This is a genomic window from Acinetobacter piscicola, assembly GCF_015218165.1.
Lineage (GTDB): Bacteria > Pseudomonadota > Gammaproteobacteria > Pseudomonadales > Moraxellaceae > Acinetobacter > Acinetobacter piscicola_A.
In genome coordinates, this window is sequence record NZ_CP048659.1 from 1,166,202 (window position 1) to 1,187,652 (window position 21,451).

The 21,451-nt window shown below is 36.8% G+C and carries 21 protein-coding genes; 9 read left to right on the forward strand and 12 right to left on the reverse strand.

Annotation, left to right across the window (positions count from 1 at the left end; translation table 11 throughout):
* Positions 1-126 precede the first annotated feature (126 nt).
* The 3 genes from G0028_RS05630 to trpS all read right to left on the reverse strand — a co-directional run bounded on the left by G0028_RS05630 (position 127) and on the right by trpS (position 4,175).
* Positions 127-1,842, reverse strand: coding sequence for a flotillin family protein (locus G0028_RS05630; RefSeq protein ID WP_130072897.1), 1,716 nt, complete (start codon positions 1,840-1,842; stop codon positions 127-129).
* Positions 1,843-1,871: 29 nt separating this feature from the next.
* A complete protein-coding gene (locus G0028_RS05635) occupies positions 1,872-2,516 on the reverse strand; it encodes a YqiJ family protein (protein WP_180044883.1) in 645 nt (214 codons plus the stop codon).
* A gap of 645 nt (positions 2,517-3,161) precedes the next feature.
* Positions 3,162-4,175, reverse strand: a complete 1,014-nt coding sequence (gene trpS, locus G0028_RS05640; protein WP_130072895.1) for a tryptophan--tRNA ligase — start codon at positions 4,173-4,175, stop codon at positions 3,162-3,164.
* Positions 4,176-4,385: 210 nt separating this feature from the next.
* Between trpS and G0028_RS05645 the strand changes: the two genes are divergently transcribed.
* Together G0028_RS05645 and G0028_RS05650 are read left to right on the forward strand one after the other, a co-directional pair.
* On the forward strand, positions 4,386-5,312 hold the full coding sequence (locus G0028_RS05645; protein ID WP_130072894.1) for a DUF808 domain-containing protein: 927 nt from the start codon (positions 4,386-4,388) through the stop codon (positions 5,310-5,312).
* 54 nt (positions 5,313-5,366) lie between these two features.
* A complete protein-coding gene (locus G0028_RS05650) occupies positions 5,367-6,257 on the forward strand; it encodes a neutral zinc metallopeptidase (protein WP_130072893.1) in 891 nt (296 codons plus the stop codon).
* Between the two features lie 42 nt (positions 6,258-6,299).
* Here G0028_RS05650 and G0028_RS05655 read toward each other — a convergent pair whose 3' ends face one another.
* Complete coding sequence (locus G0028_RS05655) at positions 6,300-6,845, reverse strand: hypothetical protein (RefSeq protein WP_180044882.1); 546 nt, start codon at positions 6,843-6,845, stop codon at positions 6,300-6,302.
* Between the two features lie 270 nt (positions 6,846-7,115).
* Here G0028_RS05655 and G0028_RS05660 point away from each other — a divergent pair, with 270 nt between their 5' ends.
* On the forward strand, positions 7,116-8,615 hold the full coding sequence (locus G0028_RS05660) for a cation:proton antiporter (RefSeq protein ID WP_130072891.1): 1,500 nt from the start codon (positions 7,116-7,118) through the stop codon (positions 8,613-8,615).
* Between the two features lie 70 nt (positions 8,616-8,685).
* On the opposite strand, the gene G0028_RS05665 is transcribed toward G0028_RS05660, so the two are convergent.
* The 3 genes from G0028_RS05665 to G0028_RS05675 form a co-directional block, all read right to left on the reverse strand.
* Positions 8,686-9,561, reverse strand: coding sequence for a histone deacetylase (locus tag G0028_RS05665; protein WP_130072890.1), 876 nt, complete (start codon positions 9,559-9,561; stop codon positions 8,686-8,688).
* Between the two features lie 13 nt (positions 9,562-9,574).
* On the reverse strand, positions 9,575-10,549 hold the full coding sequence (locus tag G0028_RS05670) for a hypothetical protein (protein WP_180044881.1): 975 nt from the start codon (positions 10,547-10,549) through the stop codon (positions 9,575-9,577).
* 232 nt (positions 10,550-10,781) lie between these two features.
* A complete protein-coding gene (locus G0028_RS05675; RefSeq protein WP_130072888.1) occupies positions 10,782-11,747 on the reverse strand; it encodes an alpha/beta fold hydrolase in 966 nt (321 codons plus the stop codon).
* Between the two features lie 102 nt (positions 11,748-11,849).
* Here G0028_RS05675 and G0028_RS05680 point away from each other — a divergent pair, with 102 nt between their 5' ends.
* Both G0028_RS05680 and G0028_RS05685 read left to right on the forward strand, forming a co-directional pair.
* A complete protein-coding gene (locus tag G0028_RS05680) occupies positions 11,850-12,185 on the forward strand; it encodes an MGMT family protein (RefSeq protein ID WP_130072887.1) in 336 nt (111 codons plus the stop codon).
* Between the two features lie 111 nt (positions 12,186-12,296).
* Positions 12,297-12,608 (forward strand): hypothetical protein, encoded by a 312-nt coding sequence (locus tag G0028_RS05685; protein WP_180044880.1) that lies wholly within the window; start codon positions 12,297-12,299, stop codon positions 12,606-12,608.
* A gap of 47 nt (positions 12,609-12,655) precedes the next feature.
* On the opposite strand, the gene G0028_RS05690 is transcribed toward G0028_RS05685, so the two are convergent.
* Together G0028_RS05690 and rsmI are read right to left on the reverse strand one after the other, a co-directional pair.
* The gene (locus tag G0028_RS05690; protein ID WP_180044879.1) at positions 12,656-13,099 is read right to left on the reverse strand and encodes a universal stress protein; all 444 of its coding nucleotides are present in this window, start codon (positions 13,097-13,099) and stop codon (positions 12,656-12,658) included.
* Positions 13,100-13,405: 306 nt separating this feature from the next.
* Positions 13,406-14,245 carry a 16S rRNA (cytidine(1402)-2'-O)-methyltransferase gene (gene rsmI, locus G0028_RS05695; protein WP_180044878.1) on the reverse strand — a complete coding sequence of 280 codons (840 nt, stop codon included), beginning with the start codon at positions 14,243-14,245 and terminating at the stop codon, positions 13,406-13,408.
* A gap of 12 nt (positions 14,246-14,257) precedes the next feature.
* Between rsmI and G0028_RS05700 the strand changes: the two genes are divergently transcribed.
* The 4 genes from G0028_RS05700 to G0028_RS05715 all read left to right on the forward strand — a co-directional run bounded on the left by G0028_RS05700 (position 14,258) and on the right by G0028_RS05715 (position 17,305).
* The gene (locus G0028_RS05700) at positions 14,258-15,208 is read left to right on the forward strand and encodes a penicillin-binding protein activator (protein WP_180044877.1); all 951 of its coding nucleotides are present in this window, start codon (positions 14,258-14,260) and stop codon (positions 15,206-15,208) included.
* Between the two features lie 21 nt (positions 15,209-15,229).
* Positions 15,230-15,664 (forward strand): YraN family protein, encoded by a 435-nt coding sequence (locus tag G0028_RS05705; protein WP_180044876.1) that lies wholly within the window; start codon positions 15,230-15,232, stop codon positions 15,662-15,664.
* Between the two features lie 65 nt (positions 15,665-15,729).
* Positions 15,730-16,431 carry a BON domain-containing protein gene (locus G0028_RS05710; RefSeq protein WP_130072881.1) on the forward strand — a complete coding sequence of 234 codons (702 nt, stop codon included), beginning with the start codon at positions 15,730-15,732 and terminating at the stop codon, positions 16,429-16,431.
* Positions 16,418-17,305: an alpha/beta hydrolase gene (locus G0028_RS05715; RefSeq protein ID WP_180044875.1), complete on the forward strand. Its 888-nt coding sequence runs from the start codon at positions 16,418-16,420 to the stop codon at positions 17,303-17,305. Before G0028_RS05710 ends, G0028_RS05715 begins: the two co-directional genes overlap by 14 nt.
* A gap of 38 nt (positions 17,306-17,343) precedes the next feature.
* Here the strand turns inward: G0028_RS05715 and nudC are convergent, their stop codons facing one another.
* The 3 genes from nudC to dnaQ form a co-directional block, all read right to left on the reverse strand.
* Entirely contained in the window at positions 17,344-18,111 is a 768-nt protein-coding gene (gene nudC / locus G0028_RS05720; protein ID WP_174493039.1) for an NAD(+) diphosphatase, read from the reverse strand.
* Positions 18,111-19,754 (reverse strand): chemotaxis protein, encoded by a 1,644-nt coding sequence (locus G0028_RS05725; protein ID WP_180044874.1) that lies wholly within the window; start codon positions 19,752-19,754, stop codon positions 18,111-18,113. The genes nudC and G0028_RS05725 overlap by 1 nt, the downstream gene beginning before the upstream one ends.
* Before the next feature lie 201 nt (positions 19,755-19,955).
* Positions 19,956-21,425, reverse strand: a complete 1,470-nt coding sequence (gene dnaQ, locus G0028_RS05730; RefSeq protein WP_180044873.1) for a DNA polymerase III subunit epsilon — start codon at positions 21,423-21,425, stop codon at positions 19,956-19,958.
* Positions 21,426-21,451 lie beyond the last annotated feature (26 nt).

Consider the following 21,451-nt stretch of genomic DNA (forward strand, 5'->3'; position numbering starts at 1 on the left):
ATTTATAATGAATCATTATGACGCGGCATGATGTTTTAACATAAAAAACTGCTGAAATTAGGTCATGAGATTGATTAAAAATCAGCAGTTTTGGGTATATCACAATTAAAAATTTAACGATTTGGGTTATTTTGCATCAGTTTTAGCTTTTAGGCTTTGAGTTAAACCATTGATGTCACCACCTTGTATACCTAATTCATTCATTAAGCTATCAATCAAAGGGGCTTGTGTACGGTAACGCAAAGCGCTATTCACTACTTGATCTGACAAAGCCACCTGACCTTGTTCAGTACCTGTATCCATTGCAGCAGATGAACCGCCCATGCCACCTAAACCATTCACTTGTAAAATTTTAATGTCATCAATATTTTCCATTGGTTTAACGCTTTCACGAATAATTTCGGGTAAATATTTTAACAATGCCAAGCGGATTTGCATTTCTACTTGCTCAGTTGACAAAATATTATTGGCTTCGTTGACTGCACGCGTACCTTCTGCATCTACATGGTATTGTTTTTCTTGTGCTTGTGCGAGCAAGATTTTTGCATCTGCTTCACCTTTAGCTTTTAAACGGACTTTCTCAGCTTCAGCTTCGGCAGCAATACGCACTGCTTCGGCTTCATCGACCGCTGCTTTTTTAGATGCTTCTGCGGCTACTGTAATGGCGATTGCATCCGTTTCAGCCACCTGTTTTGCAGCCACGAGTTCAACAGCTTTTATACGTTCAGCACGTTGTGTTTCACGAACAGTTAAGACCTCTTCTTCGGCTTTGACCGCTTGGGCACGTGCTTGATCAGCAAGTGCTTTTGCTTCAGATTCAGCACGAGATTTTTCAGCAATCGCAATTGCACGATCTTGTTCAGCCAACTCAATGGTTTTCTTCTGTTCTACTTGTGCTTTTTGAATTAACTGTGCTTTGACAATATTTTCATTTTCAACATCACGAGCAGATGCAATACGTTTGAGTTCAACTTCACGATCTGCCGCAATACGTGCTTCTTCTGCTTCACGTTTTTTCGATGCTTCTTGTGATGCAATTTCTGCCAATTGTTCAGCTTTGCGAATGGAAATTTCACGCTCTTGTTGCATTTTTGCATATTCTTCTTCACGTAAAATTTGCAATTGCGCTTGTTGGGTTTCTAAGTTTTTAGCTTTAATTGCAAGATCAGCATCTTGCTCAATATCATTTCGCTTTTTACGACGATCTTCAATCGTTTCAGTCAGTTTAGTTAAACCCTCAGCATCAAAAGCATTTTGGGGGTTGAAAAATTTAAAGCTTGTTTGGTCTAAACCTGTCAAAGATACGGTTTCAAGTTCAAGACCATTTTTAAACAAATCTTCCGAAACGACTTGTTGTACTTTTTGTACGAAATCAACACGCTTTTCATGTAATTCTTCCATTGCCATTTCTGCGGCAACAGCACGTAAAGAATCGACAAATTTACCTTCAACTAAGTCTTTTAATTCAGGCGGTGACATGGTTTTTTTACCTAATGTCTGTGCTGCTGTCGCAATTGATTCCGCCGTAGGTTTTACACGGACATAAAACTCAGCCATGACATCGACACGCATTCGATCTCGTGTGATCAGTGCCTGATCTGCTGCACGTTTCACTTCTAAACGTAAAGTGTTCATGTTGACAGGAATCACTTCATGTAAAACAGGTAATACGATTGCACCACCATTTAAAATGACTTTTTCACCGCCGAAACCAGTTCGAACAAATGATACTTCTTTACTTGATCGTTTATAAAGGCGGGCAATAATGATCCCGATGAAAATAAGCGCAGCTAAAATAAGACCTGCAAGTATTAAAATTTGATTAAAAGATGAACTCATCATGTCATTATCTCTACGTTGTTATTAAAAAATTAAAGTTGAATCGCTTGAAACCCGTTTGCTGTTTTTTGCGTTAAAATCACTTCTTGACCTTGTGAAAAAATCATATCGAGCTCAGGCTCGACTAAGACATAATGTGTTTGACCAAATTGGTCGAGAACTTTAGCTTGAGCAGGATAATTTTTCTTTGCTTCACCTAAGATGATTAATGCGGTACGCCCAATCAGTTCATCACTATGAATGGCTGTGGTTTCATCTTGAGGTAAAATTTTGGAGATCAGTGCAGCACTTACACGTACCAAAGGCATGCATAAAAATAAGCAAGCGGGTGCTGAAATCCAAATCGGTAAATAATGTTGTGTAAATGCAAAAAAAGCCGCTTGTACAGCAAAACCAAAAACAGCATAGACAGTTAAAAAAATAATTAACCAAACTAAAACAGGGATGCGCCCTAAATATAGCCAATCTAAAAATTGCACAACAAAGTTTTGTTCTACATCTAGATCTATTGCTAGACTTTTTGCTTCACCTAAGCCATCAGGAATGAATTGATCTAAAAATCCCTGCGTAGATGCACCTAAAATTAAAAGTAAACATTCAAAAACGCCCAATAACAGCATTAAGCATAAGCTGACACTAAAAAATAAGTTTGAAGGATGTGTAAATAGTTCCCACATTGTCTGAGCTCTTATTTAATTCACAATTTATTTTTGTGATGAGTTTTTAATATTTGGCAACCGCCAAATGATGAGTTAATTCTATTAATAAAGCTAGTTTATATGGTTATTTCAATGTTGACAATATTTTATTAATAATAATTGTAAATCAATAAGTTATTGTTTTTTAGTGATGGTGTACACGACAACGAAAAAATTTGTAATTATTTAAAAACTAGATTATAAATTATACATAACTAGATGAAAGCGTAATCACCATTACAAGGAATGTATGGAGCTGATATTTAAAAGGATTCTTCAAAAGTGTTGTTAAAATCACCGATTATTTTTATTTAAGTTCATTAGAACTAAAGGGAAAAGAGTAGATCATTATTTTAAGCGAAAAAATACGCAATGATTGGGGTGATCATTGCGTAGAACAACGAATTTGTAGCTACAAATTCGGTTAAGGAGAAATGTTATGAACTTTGGGGATGGTTCATAACTTGAGATAAATAATAATACTACTCAATAGATACTTCATTAGTTTTAGCGTTAAGTCATGTTAATAAACGTTAAATATTAAGAGATTTATGTTTCTTTAGCCTCTAATATAAAAAAGCCTTTCAATCGAAAGGCTTTTTTATTGAGCAATTTATTTATAACTTAAAAGTGAAAAACACCTAAACCATTTTTGATTTCATCCAGTGTATCTTGAGTGATAATGCGGCACTTATCTGTACCTGTTTTTAAGATATCCATAATGTAATCAGGATCTTTTGCAAGTTCCATACGGCGTTCACGAATCGGGCTAATCAATTCTTTTAACACACCTTCAAGGCGTTTTTTCACTGTACCATCGCCTAAACCGCCGCGACGATAATGTGCTTTAAGTTCTTCAACTTCTTCTTTATTTGGATCAAAAGCGTCTAAATAGGTAAATACAATATTACCTTCAACTTGACCAGGATCTTCGATACGAAGATGGTTTGGATCGGTATACATTGCATTTACTGCTTTTTTAATGTCTTTATCCGAAGCATCTAATACAATAGTATTGCCTAAAGATTTAGACATTTTTGCTTTACCATCAAAACCTGGTAAGCGACTCATATTAGATAGAAGAGCTTTACATTCAGGTAAAACCTCATGACCAATTTGACGATTTAAACGACGAACAATTTCGTTGGTTTGTTCAATCATTGGAATTTGGTCTTCACCTACAGGCACGACAGTTGCTTTAAATGCAGTTATATCAGCAGCTTGTGCGACAGGGTAGCATAAAAAGCCTGCTGGAATATCACGTTCAAAACCACGTAGTTGAATTTCAGACTTAATGGTTGGATTGCGCTCTAAGCGTGAAACAGTCACGAAATTGAGATACAGCATGGTCAATTCATTGAGTGCAGGCAAACAAGATTGTACACAAATCGTGGTTTTTGTTGGATCAATACCGACCGCTAAATAATCTGTTGCAACTTCAATAATATTACGGCGAACTTTTTCAAAATTGTCCGCATTATCTGTCAGTGCTTGTGCATCTGCTAAAAGTAAATGCTGATGATGGGAATCTTGTAACCCTACACGTGAACGTAGTGAACCTACAAAATGTCCTAAATGAAGTTGTCCAGTTGGACGGTCGCCCGTTAAAATAATAGGACGATTGTCTTGATTACTCATTATATATTCCACAGCCGTAAGCGACGACATCTGTTGTTGCTAAATAATATGCCCACATTGTACGGCATAATTTTTTTTTATGTCAGCGAAAAAATCCACTTGATTGCAAAATATAAAAATTTCAAAAATGATATATAAAAATACATGTGCTTATATAAAGCATTTTAAAACTTGATTAAAATATACAGAAATACAGATTAGGATAAAAAGATGGCGAGTAGCTTGTTATTATTATTAGATGATATTGCCACGGTGTTAGATGATGTTGCAGTGATGAGTAAAATGGCCGCCAAGAAAACAGCAGGGGTTTTAGGCGATGATTTAGCACTTAATGCACAGCAAGTGACAGGCGTTCGTTCTGAACGAGAAATTCCTGTGGTGTGGGGGGTGGCAAAAGGCTCATTTATCAATAAATTGATTCTTGTACCTTTAGCACTTTTAATCAGTGTGATTGCACCTTGGTTGATTACGCCATTACTGATTATTGGTGGTCTGTTTTTATGTTATGAAGGTGTGGAAAAAGTTATTCATACGATCATGCATAAAAAAGCAAAAACGGCAGATACAGCCAAGGCTGAATTTGATGCTGTTGAAACAGATTTAGAAAAATTTGAAAAAGACAAAATTAAAGGCGCGGTTCGTACAGATTTTATTTTATCTGCAGAAATTGTGGTGATTTCATTAGGGACAGTCGCGACTCAACCTTTTATGACGAAAGTTTTAGTATTAACTGTGATTTCAATTATCATGACTGTTGGTGTTTATGGTTTTGTGGCGATGATTGTAAAAATTGATGACTTAGGTGTGTATTTAACGGAGCAAGCATCGAACTTAAAGAAAAGTATTGGTCGTGGTTTACTTGCATTTGCACCGATATTAATGAAAACTTTGTCTATTGTGGGTACGATTGCGATGTTTTTAGTGGGTGGCGGGATTATTTCACATGGTATTTCCGCTTTGCATCATTTTACTGAACAAACAGTTGATCAGGTTCAACATATTCCTACCGTGGGTTCAATCATTGGTGCAATGACGCCAACGTTGATTAATTTGGGTATTGGTATCGTGGCGGGTTTTATTGTTCTTATTTTGGTGAATATTGTTCAAAAAATTCGTGGGCAATCTGAAACGGTTTAATTGAGAAAATATCATTAAAATAGAAAGAATTTTATAAAAAATAAGGATAAGGCTATGCGTTGGAAAGGTCGTCGAGTAAGTAGCAATGTCGAAGATCGCCGTGGCGGCGGTGGGGCAAAAGCAGGCGGAATCAGTATTTTAGGCTTGATTGTGGCTTTTGTGGCTTGGAAATTTTTTGGTGTTGATCCACAACAGGCGTATCAAGCAACCAAACAAGTGACTTCAAGTGGACAAAGCCAACAAGTTGCACCTGAAAATTTAACGCCTGAGCAACAAGAAGTGTCAGACTTTGTCGGTACGGTACTTGCCGATACTGAAGATGTTTGGACCCCCATTTTTCAGGCACAAGGTGCACAATATGCTGCACCTAAATTGGTGATGTTTAGTGGGGCAACCAATTCAGGCTGTGGTGCAGCGCAGTCAGCAATGGGACCATTCTATTGTCCAGCAGATCAAAAAGTATATATCGATACGCAATTTTTCAAAGATATGCGTCAGCAAATGGGAATCTCTGGTGAACAAAATCAATCAGAGCTAAGTGCTCAAGATGAAGCTGGAGATTTTGCACAAGCCTATGTGATTGCTCACGAAGTGGGGCATCATGTACAAAATCTTTTGGGTATTTCAGGACAAGTGCAGCAAGCACGCCAGCGTGCGAGTGAGGCACAAGGCAATCAATTATCAGTGCGTTTAGAATTACAAGCAGATTGTTTGGCAGGTGTTTGGGCAAATAAAACCCATCAAAAAACTCAGTTCCTTGAACAAGGTGATGTGGAAGAAGCGATGGATGCTGCTGAGAAAATTGGGGATGATTATTTACAGAAAAAAGCACGTGGTTATGCAGTACCTGATAGCTTTACACATGGAACCAGCCAACAACGGATGCAATGGTTTCAAACAGGTTTAAAAACAGGTGACATGAATAGTTGTGATACTTTTCAATAAAATATCGGTTCATATATAAATAAAGGAAAGTAAAACTTTCCTTTATTTATTTAAAAAGGTTTGAAAATCACGCACTATTCGAATACAAACATAGAGTGCAAATAGACTAAAAAACCATAATAAAATCAATTGAAATTTTAGGCTTTCTATATCTGTTGTATAAAATTGATGAATTTGTTGATTGTCAAAATGAAAGCTTTTTGTCTCGAGATTTTGTGTATTTTGATAATTAACATTTTGAATATAATGATATTTACCGTAATGAACTAAATCTAACGTTTTAATTTGACGCAAATAATGTTGATTATCTGCATTTGTACATAAGCTATTCATATAGTGTTCACATGATATTGTGAAGATATAGCCTTGGTTGGGTAGGGTAATAAATATTTTTTCATCAGGCTTTTGGTTGTTACTGACCAAGCGCAATTCTTTAAGGGGTGTGCTCGCTAAATGCGTGTATTGAGGGGTGACTTGATGTGCAGTGAAAGCTTCATAGGTTTTAACTAGAGTTGTCCAAATCAGTAAAGTACTGACAATACCAATCAACGCTGCATAAAAATATCGGAAGATGATTTTAAAACGCATACAGTCATAAAAAATTGCAAAATTTGATAATACCGATTTCAAACTCGCTTTTAAACGCTTTTAAACGCTTTTAAACGCTTTTAAACGCTTTTATTAGAAATGATGTTGCAACTTGAGATTTATGTTAAAAAAATTATTTTTTACGGGCACTTGTTGGCATTTCTTTGTAAAATTATATAGATTTAAAAAATCACTTTTATTTCTTGATTCATTTTAAAAATGATTAGGTTGTAGTTGTTCACATATATTAAAAACTGAAAAAGGGTAAGCATGGGTAATTATTTTTTTCTACAAGTCTTGACAGTCGTTTTTGCTTTATCCATTGCAACTACCATTTTTAATAAGCGAATTTTAGGGTTTCCACAAGCCATTGGAGTACCGTTGGTTTCAGCGATATTTGTCTTTATTTTGCAATGGGGAGCGAGTTTGCTAAATGGCAATCAATTTATCTCCATTAATATTCATAATATTGAAGAAGCGGTTAGACATATTGATTTTTATGACTTTTTGGTCAATGGTGTAATTTGTTTTATTTTAACTTCCTCTGCATTGAAGTTTAAAGTATCTGATTTAAGAGTCCATTGGAAACCCATTAGTATCTTGGCGACCATTGCTTTGGTACTTTGTGCGGTGTTTTTTGCAGGTATAGTGTTTGGTTTTCAGTATCTGATTGGTAATCCTGTACCTATTTTGGTGTTGTTATTATTGGGTTCAGCATTGGGGGCGACTGACCCGATCGGGATTAAAGGTGTACTTAGTTCGGTACGTGCACCACATCATTTAATGGTTAAACTTGAAGGTGAATCGCTATTTAATGATGCGATGTGTATCGCCGTTTTTATGACGTTACTGAATGTGTTGGAAGGTGAACACTTTAGTTTGGTTGCAACTTTACAAACCTTGCTCTATGAAATTGTGGTTGCTGTGATTATCGGTTGGGCATTTGGTTTAGGTATTTTACGTTTACTGCGTGGTAAACATGAAATGGAGTCTTTGATTTTAACCACAGCGCTACTGGCATGTGGTTCATATCTTGTGGCGTTGTTTGCTCATGCTTCTGCACCTATTGCCTGTGTAATCGGTGGTTTGATTGTTGGAAATAAATGGAAAGAAATTTTACAAGAGCGTGAAATTCGTGAAGTTAATCATTTCTGGCATACTGTTGAAGGCATTATTAATTCTTTCTTATTTACCTTAATTGGTCTTGAGATTTTTATTTTAGACTTGAGTACAAGTTTGATTTTAGGAGGGATCTTTGCTTTCTTTGCGTTACATTTATCTCGTTTTGCAGCAAACTATTTGGCTTTTGCATTTTTTCCTTCTTTCAGACACAAGAGCTATAATGGCAGTTTAGCGATTCTATCTTGGGGTGGGGTACGTGGTGGTATTTCGCTTGCCTTGATCTTAGCTGTCGCAAACATTCCTGAATTACGTGATTATAGTAGTATTTTAATTGGTTATACGTTTATTAGCGTATTGCTCTCAGGTATTGTTTGTGGTCTAGGTTTGCCTGCGGTGATGAATGCTTTTTATTACAACCCGAATGAAGAAAAGCAAGGTTTCAAAGGTTGGTATCAGCGTATGTGTCATAAAATGAACCGTAAAGGCGTAAAATATATTGTTGGTGAAGACGCTGAAGGTCATGAAACAATTACGATTTATAACCCTGAAGCTTTAGTTGATAAAAAATCAGATGATGGTGTGGCCTCTGTACACCGTCCAGATAAAGCACAAGAAGTAAAACGTTTGGAAAATCCAAGTAATTTCTAAAGTTGAGTATTGTGTTCAACATAAAAAAACCGAATGTTTTTACATTCGGTTTTTTAATGAGAAAAATCATTTAATTGGTAGATGGAAAGTACACCGTATTGGCTGCTTTAAAGGTATTGACGTGTAAAGGAACTAAATCATCCAATTTCTGATAACCACCAGCTAAAACAAACATAATGGGTAAATTGTATTTTTTAGCCAATTTAAATACCATTAAATCTCGTTCATAGAGCATTTCAGTACTGAACCACTTTGAACCACAACGGTCATTTTGATGACAGTCCATGCCTGCTTGATAGACGATTAAATCCGCTTGCCATGCTAAAGCATGTTCAAACCCATCCACCACCGCTTCAGCATATTGCTCAAATGATCCCTTTTTATTATGGATATGCCGTGTGATACTGCGTTCATAAGTCGCACACCCAAATGCCAAAGCATAAATACTAAAATTAAACAAATTTTCAAATCTTAGCGTATATTCTGCTGTGCCATTACCACCGTGTTGGTCACAATCAAGCACAAAGATTTTTTTATGCGGATATTGTTGTGCGATCAAGGCTAAGCCGTTGAAAGTACAATAGGCATTACCATGCTCATAAACAGCATGATGAAAACCTTGTGCAATATTGGCTGCTATGCCTTCTTTGAATGCAATTTCTGTGGCTAAAAGTTGACCTGATTGAACGGCTAAAATTGCTTCCCTAAATTGTAAACTCCATTGTTTAAAGCCTTGCATGGTGGCAAGTGGTTTTTTACCTTGGACAAATGCTTGTACATAAGCGGGGTCATGAATACCATATAAAATTTTGGGATCGATACTTTCAGGATCAACCAACTCGGCCATTTCATCTGCTTCAAGTACTTGTGCAACAGCAGTCAGTTTTTCCATGCTATTCGTATGCGTTTTTGCAAAATATTGAGGTGAATAGCAAGCTTTTAACATGAAGTATTCTCAACTAAATCTGTTCTTGAGCAACGGCAATCAGTTGTTTAAGCTCAGTTGTTTCTGGGCTAAATAAACCATTATCAATTTGTTGTTTAAAGTGCGAAGTAAATGCACGTGCTCTATTTTCAGGGGAAATCGCCAAAGTCGTTAAACGTAAAAACCAAAAACCAATCACATCATGCACAGAAATGACATGACCTTTGAAGTTTTTATTGGGACGTTTGGCAATCGTCTCTTCGTCATAATATACCGAAAATAAGCTGCCAAGGGGAATACGAATACCATTAATAATTAAAGGCACCAGATTAATACAAGAATGGTCATCGCCCATTTTGATTTTTTCCATCAAAATTGGTTTTTCATTCTTATCTACAAAAATATTAATGTTGCCTTGACGTAACATGCGACCATGCGCAATTTTAAGGAAAAAGTTTTCTGCCATTGGGCAAGAACCCACTTTCGGTTTTTCACTCAGATTTTTAAGTTCTAAACTGTCTACGTCCTGAGGATCTTTACGTAAAATAATATCTTCTAAGAATTGGCACAGTAGCTTACTTTCTTCTTTTTCGACATGTTCATGGATATTACGGAGTTTGGCTTGAAAAGCAACTTCATTGGCTAATGCACTAATGAACGGATCATCACGATCTTGATGTTTTGCTAAAAATTCACGTACTTCAGCATTAATGTCTAAATTGCGCCATGTTTTTAATTCTAAACCGTGTGCAGTTGCATTGGCTAAAATCGTTCTCAGCGCTTTAGTATCGTATTGATCAAATATTTTAAAGTCTTTGAAGTCAATTTCATCTTGTTCTGAGTTGATAAACTCAGCCACTACACGTGTTGCTTGAGTATAGCCACAACCTCGGCGTTCAGTTTGATGACTAAAATGCTCATTTAACATTTCAGTTAAATTTTTAGCCAATGGATGTAAGTGTTCGTTAAAACATCTTAAAACTTCATGTTCTAAAATGACATCACTCATGTGTATTCCCCAATCAAGAATTCTTTATCGTTTTTTAAATTATTTAATCGCTTAACAATAATAAATTTCTATAATTTTCACAATACTTTCATAAAATAGAGTGCTTATTTTGTGTGAAATTTCTTCAAAAAAGGTTATTTTGTGGTATTTTTAAACAATAAAATTGCGTAATTTTAGTAATTATAGCTTTTTAAGTGTGAAGCAGTAGTTGTTTTCTACTGCTTTTGGTGATTTATTTTAAGCCATTCAGAAAGTTTAGATAAGGTTGAACTAATAATTGTTCTTGTTCCATGATGGGCATATGTCCTACACCTTTCAAGATCAATGGCTCTTTGGCATTTTTCAATAAAGACTTAAGTTCAGCAGCAGCTTCAACATTAATGACTTTATCTTTGTCTCCCCATGCGATGAGCACAGGCTGATCAATGGAACGTGCTGCTAAAGCAAACGTTTCTGGCGTATATACTTTTGACATTAAAATCAACTGTTCCACAAGTTTGGCATTGTTCGCTGCTTGTGAAATCATTAACTTTTCTTGAGCTTCTTTGAGTTCATTGGGGATAAAAGGCGGGAGTGCAGTTGCAATGCTTAGCACTTTGTCTAAATCTCCTTTTTTCGCCACAATCATACTGCGTAAAGTGGTTGGATCTTTCAAATAAGGTGTATTTGCAGATTTAAATACACCTGCACTATCTACTAAAAACAGAGATTTGGTATCGACGGGATATTGTGCTGCATAGAGGAGTGCAATAGAGCCTCCCATACTATGACCTGCAACGTGTAAACCTTGTTCAATTTTTGCAGCTTCAGCAAAACGGCGTAATTTTTCAGTCATATTCGGAATAGTATAGTCAAAATCTGCAGCGACTTTGCTGTCACCTTGACCGGGTAGATCTGGAATAATGACATGATAATAAGGGGTTAAATAACGAGCCAAACGATTCCAATTGTCTCGACTGCCTGCTAAACCGTGCACTAACATCAAGGTCGGTTTACCGGCTTGTCCACCTTCACTATATGCCCAATCGATTTCACCTACTTTGAGGCGTTTGGATTGTAAACCCGCCCATGTGCGCTCTTGTTGTAAAACACTCTGAATATCTATTGCTGCAAAAGCCTGACTAGGTAGACTTGCGGTTGTGACAAAGCCCAAACTTAATGCTGTAGAAAGCATGAGTTTACTGAAGATTCCTTTCATTTGTAGTACTCTATGTTTTTGTTGTTCAATATGATTTAAGACTAAAACAGTATTTTTTTTAATACATTTGCCAAAATATAAAATTAGAGTGTGTTTAAGCCAATGATTACTCAAAATTCATCTGCATCGACTGCTGAATTGACGCAAATGATCATCGCTGTTGTGGTACAAATTCCTTATGGAAAAGTTGCAAGTTATGGGCAAATTGCCAAATTGGCAGGATTACCTAGGCATGCGCGGTTGGTTGGGCGAGTTTTAGGACAGTTGGAAGCGGGGCATGATGTTCCTTGGTATCGGGTGATTAATGCTCAGGGAAAAATAAGTACCCATACATTGGACGAGCAAGGGATGAATATTCAGCAAGCTAAATTGTTGGCTGAAAGTATTGTCGTGTTAGATGGAAAAGTAAATATGAAAAAATATGCATGGCAACCTTGAAATAAAATGCAGCAAACACTGATTTTTTATGTCGGATTATTTGTCACTTTATATACATGTATTGGGTTGAGTTTAGATACGCTATGTTATCTCTTTGGGAGAAAACTACCCGTGAAAAATTTGCAACTGAGTTACTATGCAAATTATTCGCAAGTCGGAGATGTGTATCATTTACAAGGGCAATATACTTTTGAAATCAATGGGCAAATGTATACGGCTAAACGAATGAATTATCTCGGTTTAGCCGCAGGAGCACTCAGTAAGAAAAGAGTTGAAAAACATATAGAAAAAGTCAAAAAACGTGGTCAGGTGTATGTGTTTATGCCTTATCCGAAAATTAATTGTTTAGTACCATTTTATTATTCATGGATGTTTTTTGGGGCAATCATTTTATTTGGACCTCTGGCTTTATGGGTGGTGTAAATAAAACATCCCTATCACTTGATAGAAATGTTTTATAGCAACTCATATTAGGCGTGTTTTACAACCAAAACAGGTACATTTACAGTCGTTAATAAGCTTTGAGCCACACTACCGATCAGTAGCTTTTTGAAGCCACTACGTCCATGAGAGCTGATAATCACAAGATCTGTTTTTAACTCTTCAGTTGCTTTGGCAATGGCTTTGGCAATATTTTCACCTTCGAGCAATTTAACTTCTACATCGACTCCTTGCTCTTTAAATTTCGCTTTTGCTGTTGCTAAGTTATCTAAAATATAATTGCGCGCACGTTCGATCAATTGGTTACTTTGACCATGCACCATATACTCATTGGCAATATAAGGATCTAGAGTCATGACTTGGACAACAGTCACATGAGCATTAAATTTTTTAGCAATTTCTACGGCTTCAGGCACTGCAGCAAGTGATGTTTCAGAACCATCAACAGGGACTAAAATATTTTGAAAAGTCATAAAATTCTCCTTATAGTTATTACAAAAATATAGATATTTTTTCGGCTATAAATTCATCATATATGAAAAGAAATGATTTGAAAATGGCTAAAAAACAAGTGAGCTATAAATATTGGTTTTTAATTTATATTTAATATAAGAATATGTATTTTAAAATAATTTATACTAAATTGGTCGGGTTTTAAATTGTAATATTGAAATGTGGTGTAATAGGCTTTATCGATTTCAATATTACAATTTGTTGATGCTTTTGCCTTTTTAAATCATGTGAAATAGAAAGTAAAAATAACTCGAATTAAGATAAAATTAATCTTGCTGTGTGAGTTCTAAAGCACGTTGATATGCCACTTTTTTCTTGATTCCAGTCAAATCGGCGGCCAGTTGTGATGCCGCTTTAACGGATAAATCCTCAAGCAAACGCAAAAGTAATTTGTCTAGCTTTTCTTGATTTAGATCATGCTCTTGTGTTGCACCGCCAATGACTAGCACAATTTCACCTTTTTGTTGATGATGATCATTTTCAATGAATGCCAGTAATTCTGCTAAAGTCATTTTTTTTATGGTTTCAAAGGTTTTGGTAATTTCTCTTGCAAAACCGACAGGACGTTCTGCACCAAAGACCTCAACCATATCTTTGACACAATCTAAAATACGATGTGGTGCTTCATAGATAATCAAGGTTTGTGTTTCATGTTTTAACTTTTCGAGTTGCAACATGCGTTGTGATTGTTTAGAGGGTAAAAAACCTTCAAAACTAAAGCGATCACTGGGTAAACCCACAGCACTCAGCGCGGCAATCGCTGCACATGCGCCCGGTACAGGAATAACACGGATATGATTTTCTTGTGCGGCACGGACCAGTTTAAAGCCAGGGTCACTGATCAAAGGAGTACCTGCATCACTGACTAAAGCGATATCTTCACCATTTTTGAGTCGTTCAATCAGTATATTAATTTTGTTACTTTCATTATGATCATGACATGCGGTTAATGGTGTTGAGATATTATAATGCTTTAAAAGTTGTGCAGATTGGCGTGTATCTTCTGCCGCAACGACAGAAACAGATTTTAAGACTTCAATGGCACGAAAGGTCATGTCATCTAAGTGCCCAATTGGGGTCGCTACAACAAATAACTGAGCACTCATAAGGGGTTCTCCATGATTAAGAATAAAAAAGTGAATTATAGACAGACCGTACTCGGTCTTGGTTTGATGAGCATGATGTGGATGGCACATGCAGATGTGTTGGTTATTTTACCCGAAACAGGGCCTTTGGCGCGAGCGAGTAGTAGTATTAAACTGGGAATATCGACTGCATATCAGGCAATGGGGGCAAAAACAGTTTTAAAATTTGTCAATAGCGATCAAAAATCCATGAGTGCTGTGTTAAAACAACAAGTCGATCAGCACACGCAGATGATCATTGGACCTTTGGCACGTCATGATGTAGAGGAGATTGTTAAACTTGCACCTAAAGTGCCTGTATTGGCTTTAAATGAAGTGACCATTAAACACCCTAATGTCATGCAATTTAGTTTGTCAAAAAAAGAGGATGCCGCCGCTTTGATGCGTACGATGCAGGCAGATCAAATCAATAAATTATATATTTTACAACAACCTGAAACTATTGAAGAAAATAAAGCATTTTTGAATGCGGTTTCACAACAATTCCAAGGGCAAATTGAAATCCTCAACAATATACCTACGAAAATGGTGAAAAGTGAAGGCTTATTATTATTGGGTAATTATGCTTGGATTCGTCAGTTGAAAAAATTACCTGTTCGTAATCTATATATGCAAGCACTCGCCGTAGAAGATAGTCAGCCTTTACCCAAAGGTATAAAATTTTGTGATGTACCTTCTCTTTATCTTCCTGATTGGAAAGATGTTCTAACGGCTTATCAGCAAAATCCAACGCCTATGCCATATCAACGTTTATATGCCTTTGGCGGTGATGCTTGGCAAATTGCTCAAATTTATTTAGCTCAATCTAAGCAATCTACGATAGATTTTCATGGACGTACTGGAGAAATTCATGTTGAACATCAGCAAATTAAGCGTCGGCCGATGTGTTTTATAAGTACGGGTACAAGTTTAGCAGTCGCTTAATCGTTCAAATGGGGCAACGTTATGAGACTTAAAGTTAAAACTTTAAGACAACAGCTCGGTGAATGGGCAGAGCAGATGGCACTGAATGTGCTTGAGCAACATGGTTTTGTTTTACTGTATAAAAATTATTATGCCCGATGTGGTGAAATAGATCTCATTGTACAAAAAGCCAATGAGCTGATTTTTGTTGAGGTGAAAGCTCGTGCCAAAACTGAATATGGCACTGCTTTGGAAGTCATTACACTGGCCAAACAACGCAAAATTGTGAAAACAAGCTTAAAGTTTTTACAAGATCATGCAGAATTTCAGGATTTTTATTATCGTTTTGATGTAGTTTGTTTTGATTTTCATCAAGAAATTGCAAAAAATGTACAGCATGACTTTTCAAAAATCTCGTATGATCTACAGTGGATTGAAAATGCATTTACTTTAGATGCAGACTTGATTAATCTGTGACTGAAATTTAAGCATAATTGCTTATAAAAGATAGAAATAATGATTTCAATGAGGAGTCTTGCTGAGTGTTAAACCGAATTGTCATTACAATGTTGTGTGTAGCAAGTTTATCTGGATGTGCAAGCTTCATCTCTGGGGGGACGGGCAGTACGCCTGTAGGAACAGAAAGCGGAGTAAGATCACTGGGTCAGGTATTTATTGATTCTTCCATTGAACGTACTGCAAAAATTAATTTATATAAATTAGATTCGAGATTTAAACAATCCCGTATCAATATTAACAGTTTCCATAGCAATGTGTTGCTGACAGGGCAAGTGCCTGACGCGCATTTAAAGCAACTTGCTGAAGATAATGTCCGCGCGATGAGTGATGTAAAAGCTGTACATAACTATATTACAGTAGGTAATCAGATCAGTTATGGGACGATCATGCAAGACGCTTCAGTGACTGCAAATACGCGTGGTTTGATCATGAAAGCGCCTGTAGTTTCAGACAATAAGGTGCTCGTACATACTGAGGATGGTGTGTTGTATGTCATGGGGCGTTTAAATAATGCTGAAAGTAATGATTTAAATGACGTACTGCAAAAAGTTGGCAATATTACCCGAATTGTTACGCTTTTAGATAATGTAGAAATCGCAAATCGTCAGATGCAAAATTCATCTTTTACCGTTGCGCCAACGGGATCCAATGCTCAGCCTGATGTGCAAACCCCTGTAGCGATAGATCCTGATGCTGTAGAGCCGAGTAGCAATGTTCAGCCGTAATTTTCAAGACAAACAACAATTCGTGTTGAAAAAAATCCAAGCGTTTAAAGCATTTTATGCAGATTTTCGACTGTATGATCTTGCGAGTATCACGATTAATGGTTTGACACCTAAAAAAGGTTATCAACTGCATGCCAATATTGCCTATGGATTAAAAGCAAGACAACGCTTGGATTTGTATATTTCGGAGCAAAAACAAAATAAGCCTTTGATTATATTTGTACATGGCGGAGCTTGGAGCCATGGAGATAAAAGTGCTTATAAGTTTGTCGGTGAGGCTTTTAGTCGTTATGGCTATGATGTTGCTGTCTTAAATTATCATCTTGCACCCCAGTTTAAGTTTCCAACTTATGTGGATGACTTGGCAATTGCACTCAATTTTTTAGAGCAGCAACAGATGCGATTGGGGATTTCGACACAAAATATTGCCTTAATGGGGCATTCTGCGGGGGCATTTAATATTGCTTCATTGTTGTATCATCCTCAACGGTTTCAATCTGCAATCAAGACACAGATTAAAGCAATTATTGGGATAGCAGGGCCTTATCATTTTGATTATAAAGGTGATCCTTTAGCAGGACATGCCTTTGATCAAGATACGCCGTATCAACATGTGATGCCGTATTATTTTGTTGAAAAAAATGAAGTGCAGCACTATTTGTTTTTGGCTGAAAATGATCAAATTGTGAAAGATACCAATAGTTTTGATTTGAAAAATAAGCTTGAAGCTTTAGGTAATCATTGCCAAATCTGTGTGATCCCCAAAACAGGACACGTTTCAATTATGGGCAGTATTTCCAGTTTATTCAGCCGTTTTTATCGGACGCGTTCCGAGATTATCAAGGCATTGGATCAGACTTTTGAAAGACTTTAAATGTATCGCTTGAATGAAGAAAAAGCAAAATGCCTGAATTACTCAGGCATTTTTTTATTGAAAATGACATGTTCTATCATGGCATGGGCGATACTGCCTGAAATGGGAATCTCAGGTAATGCATCAAATTTAAAGAATTTTGCATCACTAATTTCTTCTTCTTGTAGTACAAGCTCGCCTGATTCATATTCGGCTTTAAAGGCTAACATCAGATTGCTTGGGAAAGGCCAAGGTTGGCTCGCTAAATACTGAATATTCTTGACTTTAATACCCACTTCTTCAAGTGTTTCGCGTTCAACCGCTTCTTCAAGGGTTTCACCCACTTCGACAAAGCCTGCAATTAAACCATACATATTGCTGGTATTTTTAGCATTTTTTGCCAATAAAATTTCATCTTCTCCACGGGTAATCACGGTAATGATACATGGCTGTACACGAGGATATTGGTGATAACGGCATGCAGGACAGACCATGGCATATTCGGTTGGATGAACTTCGGTTTCATGACCACAATGGCTACAAAACTTATGATTACGACGCCATTCTAACAGTTGTAATGCCCGACTGGCTTGCTCAAACTGCACTTTTGTCCACTGTGAAATGAGCTGACGAATGGGAACCAGTTGATAGCCTGTAGGAATATTTTCTTCAATAAATAAGTCTCGGGCGATGATTTGATCACCTGAATGAAATACTAAATCACTTGCCAGCTGCTCAACTTTGGGAAGTTGGAAATGATCATCGACTAAAAGTTGGTGATGATGAAAAATATAGGCAAGTGATAAATTAGTATCTTGATTACACATTAGGCAGTCGCTTTTAAGTTTTGGCTACTGTTCAATGCTATATCAAACATCGACTGTAAAACAGGTTGTTTGTTTTGTAAATTATCAATCATCATATCGGCACTTGCTAGAATTTCTAACAAAGCTTGTACTTGTTGTGGGTTTAATATCGCTTGTTGAGACAGTTGTGCTTCTACAAAATCTGCGCTATCACGTAAAGTTTTTTGACTTTCTTGTGAACCTAAGAACAGCATTGCACCACTGATTTCTTTCAACTGCATAGGAATATTGGCAATATGTTCATTGTTCTGTTCAGAGATATATTGCACTAAAGTTTGACTCGTTGCATCGATTTGAACTTTACTTTCCGCCAATAAAACTGTATGTGCATCATCTAAACGATCAAGTGAAATGTGTAGATTATTGACACGTAGTTGTAAGCGATTGGAGGTGTAATTACGCTCTAAGATCCCAATAGAATTCATCGCAGATAAAATGCTATTCATTAATTGTTGGGCATAGTTTTCATTACTTAACGAGGTATGATCAGATAACAAAGCCGCTTGTTGTGTGAGTTCATTTGCTGCTTCATTTAAGTTTAATACTTTGAAAATATTGACTAAAGCGAGTAATTTATTCTTAAGTTCGGCCGTTTTTTCATCTGACATATTTTCGTAGTTATATTCGATATCATTACGAATTTCACTCATTTCATCGGTAATGAGCTTACTTGCAGTATGAATCGTTTCAAAATCAGGACCATATAAATGGCGGCTGAATACTTGTAACTGGTTGTCCGTTAAAATGTCATCGCCTGCATTGATTTTTTCACGTAGGTATTGTGAGAGATCATTGTCTTGACTAATACATAAGCTGATTACGTTGGCAATTTCAAGAGTGTTGACATTGAATTGTTGTGGATCTTGTAGAAATGCAGCGATATGTGTTTCGATTTGAATGAGTGTGCGTAAACGTGCATCACTTAAAATAAGATCTTTAATGTTTTGTAAGGCATTGGCAACCAATTTCCAATATTGTGCAGTGGCTGTTGCTTCTGACAAATAAGACAGATATGAACCAACGAGTTGTAAACCTTGAAAATCAAGTGGTGATTCTTGTTGTTTAAGCAAATTATTCAAGCAAATTTTATACAGCTTATGTACATAAGCAGACTTTTCAAGTTCAGGTGCAGCTTGAAGCTCTAAGTTTGGCACGACACAGTCTAAAAGTGGTGCAATACTTTCACCATCTTGTGTCAGTGGTTTACCCAACGCTAATTCTAAACGGTTTAAGGTGTCTAATAGAAACTGATGAACTTTGACTTCGCGTAAGCAAGTAAACTCAATAAAACGCTTCAGCATGGTGGTGCCTTCGCTGAGCGCAAGTACGTCTGAGGTTTTGATATTTTGTGGATCTTGCATGATTTTACGCATCAGTTCAGCAGCGTATTCAGTCAGTTGCGCAAGTTGTGGCATGTCAATTAAACGAATGACATGTGCACATTGCTCAAACTGATTCAGTGCATCATCAATACCAAAAGGCAATGTTTGATCTTCAACCAAACTGCTGACAGCAGACTCTACCAATTGAATCGAGTTATCCACTTCATTTTTTATTATTAATAAAGCCGTTGGATCGAAATAAATTGATGTTTGATAAGACATCAAAGCCCCCTGATAAAAAATACATGTTTTAGTTTTTTAGTCTTTATCTTAAAGACTAATTTTTAGATTTTAATATCGCTTAAATGCGCAGCTTTTACAATAGACTTATGCCATCATTGCCATAGTTTCTATGTCTTGCATAACGAATTGCATGTGATTTACCCAAAAGCAAAATATAAGAAAGATGCGATATGAACTTTATCAACGGGCAAAGAGGCAGGCTGTACCATTTTTTTCTTGATATTCATCCATCCATGTTTGATGTGCTTCAAGTTCTGCTGCTGAAGCTAGAATGACAGGTGCATCTAGATCGATTTTTTGACGTACTTGTGCATCATTAGAAAATTCGTCGTCATTCGACAAAGCGTCCATATCAAAAGAGACTTGTCCACCCGTCATCGCTAAATAGACGTCAGATAAAATTTCCGCATCCAGTAATGCACCGTGGAAAGTACGATCCCTTTGCGGAATTTCATAACGGCGAACCAAGGCATCTAAGGAGTTTTTTTGTCCTGGATGCTTACTTTTTGCCATGGCTAAAGTATCGGTGACAGTACACACCTCAGACAATGCGACGAAACCACTACGTTTAAACTCCATATCTAAGAAGTTCATATCGAAGCTTGCATTATGTGCAATGATTTCGCTGCCTTTTAGATAGTCAAATAAGACTTGGGCAATGTCATTGTATTTCGGTTTATCTTTTAAAAACTCATCGGTGATACCGTGAATTGCTTCTGAGTCGCCCACAGGTTTTTCAGGGTTAATATAAATATGAATTGAGCTACCTGTTAGTTTACGATTGATCATTTCAATCGCACCGACCTCGATAATTCGGTCGCTATCTTGAAAATAAAAACCTGTGGTTTCTGTATCCAAGATCAATTGGCGTGGACCTTGTATATCGAGTTTTTTCGGAGTAATGACAATCTGTGGATGTGATGAAGTACTTGAGCTGATAGTTTCATTCACTTCATTTTGCTGTGCTATGGCATTAGAGCCTGTTATTTGAGATGAATCGCTTTCATCACTTGTATAGTTCACTTCATGCATGACTGATGTCGTCTCTGAGGCATCGGTTATTTCAGCATTTTCAAATTCATCAGGCATATCTTGATCAGTTAAATCAAAACCAAAAGGGTCGTCTAAAAGCCAATCTGTTTCAACTTTTTTTTTATCTTCAGTCATGGGAGTATTTGCCTGTGTCGCTGTTTTTTGAACCGTGGTGATTTGTGGTGTGGTTATGCCTTTGGCAGTATTTGCTGCACCTAAGTTGGCAAGTTGATCTGCCATTTCATTGCCCGCGTGTCCCGCATGTCCTTTAATCCAATTCCATTCAATATCACGATCTTTGCAGGTTGCATCAAGTTCTTTCCAAAGGTCTGGATTTTTCACATCTTTCCAGTTTTTCTTTTTCCAACCTTCAATCCACTCCGTGATGCCGCGTTTGACGTAGTTGGAATCTGTCCAAAGAACCAATTTTGCTTCTTTTGGACAAAAGGCAATCCCTTGAATGGCTGCTGATAGTTCCATACGGTTATTGGTTGTTTCAAGTTCACCCCCACAGAGTTTATGTTCTTCTGTTGCTGTAATGACATATGCGCCCCAACCCCCAAGTCCGGGATTGCCTTTACATGCACCATCTACATAAAGCGTGATTGTTTGAGACATAGTGATAACCAATGAAATTGAATTTA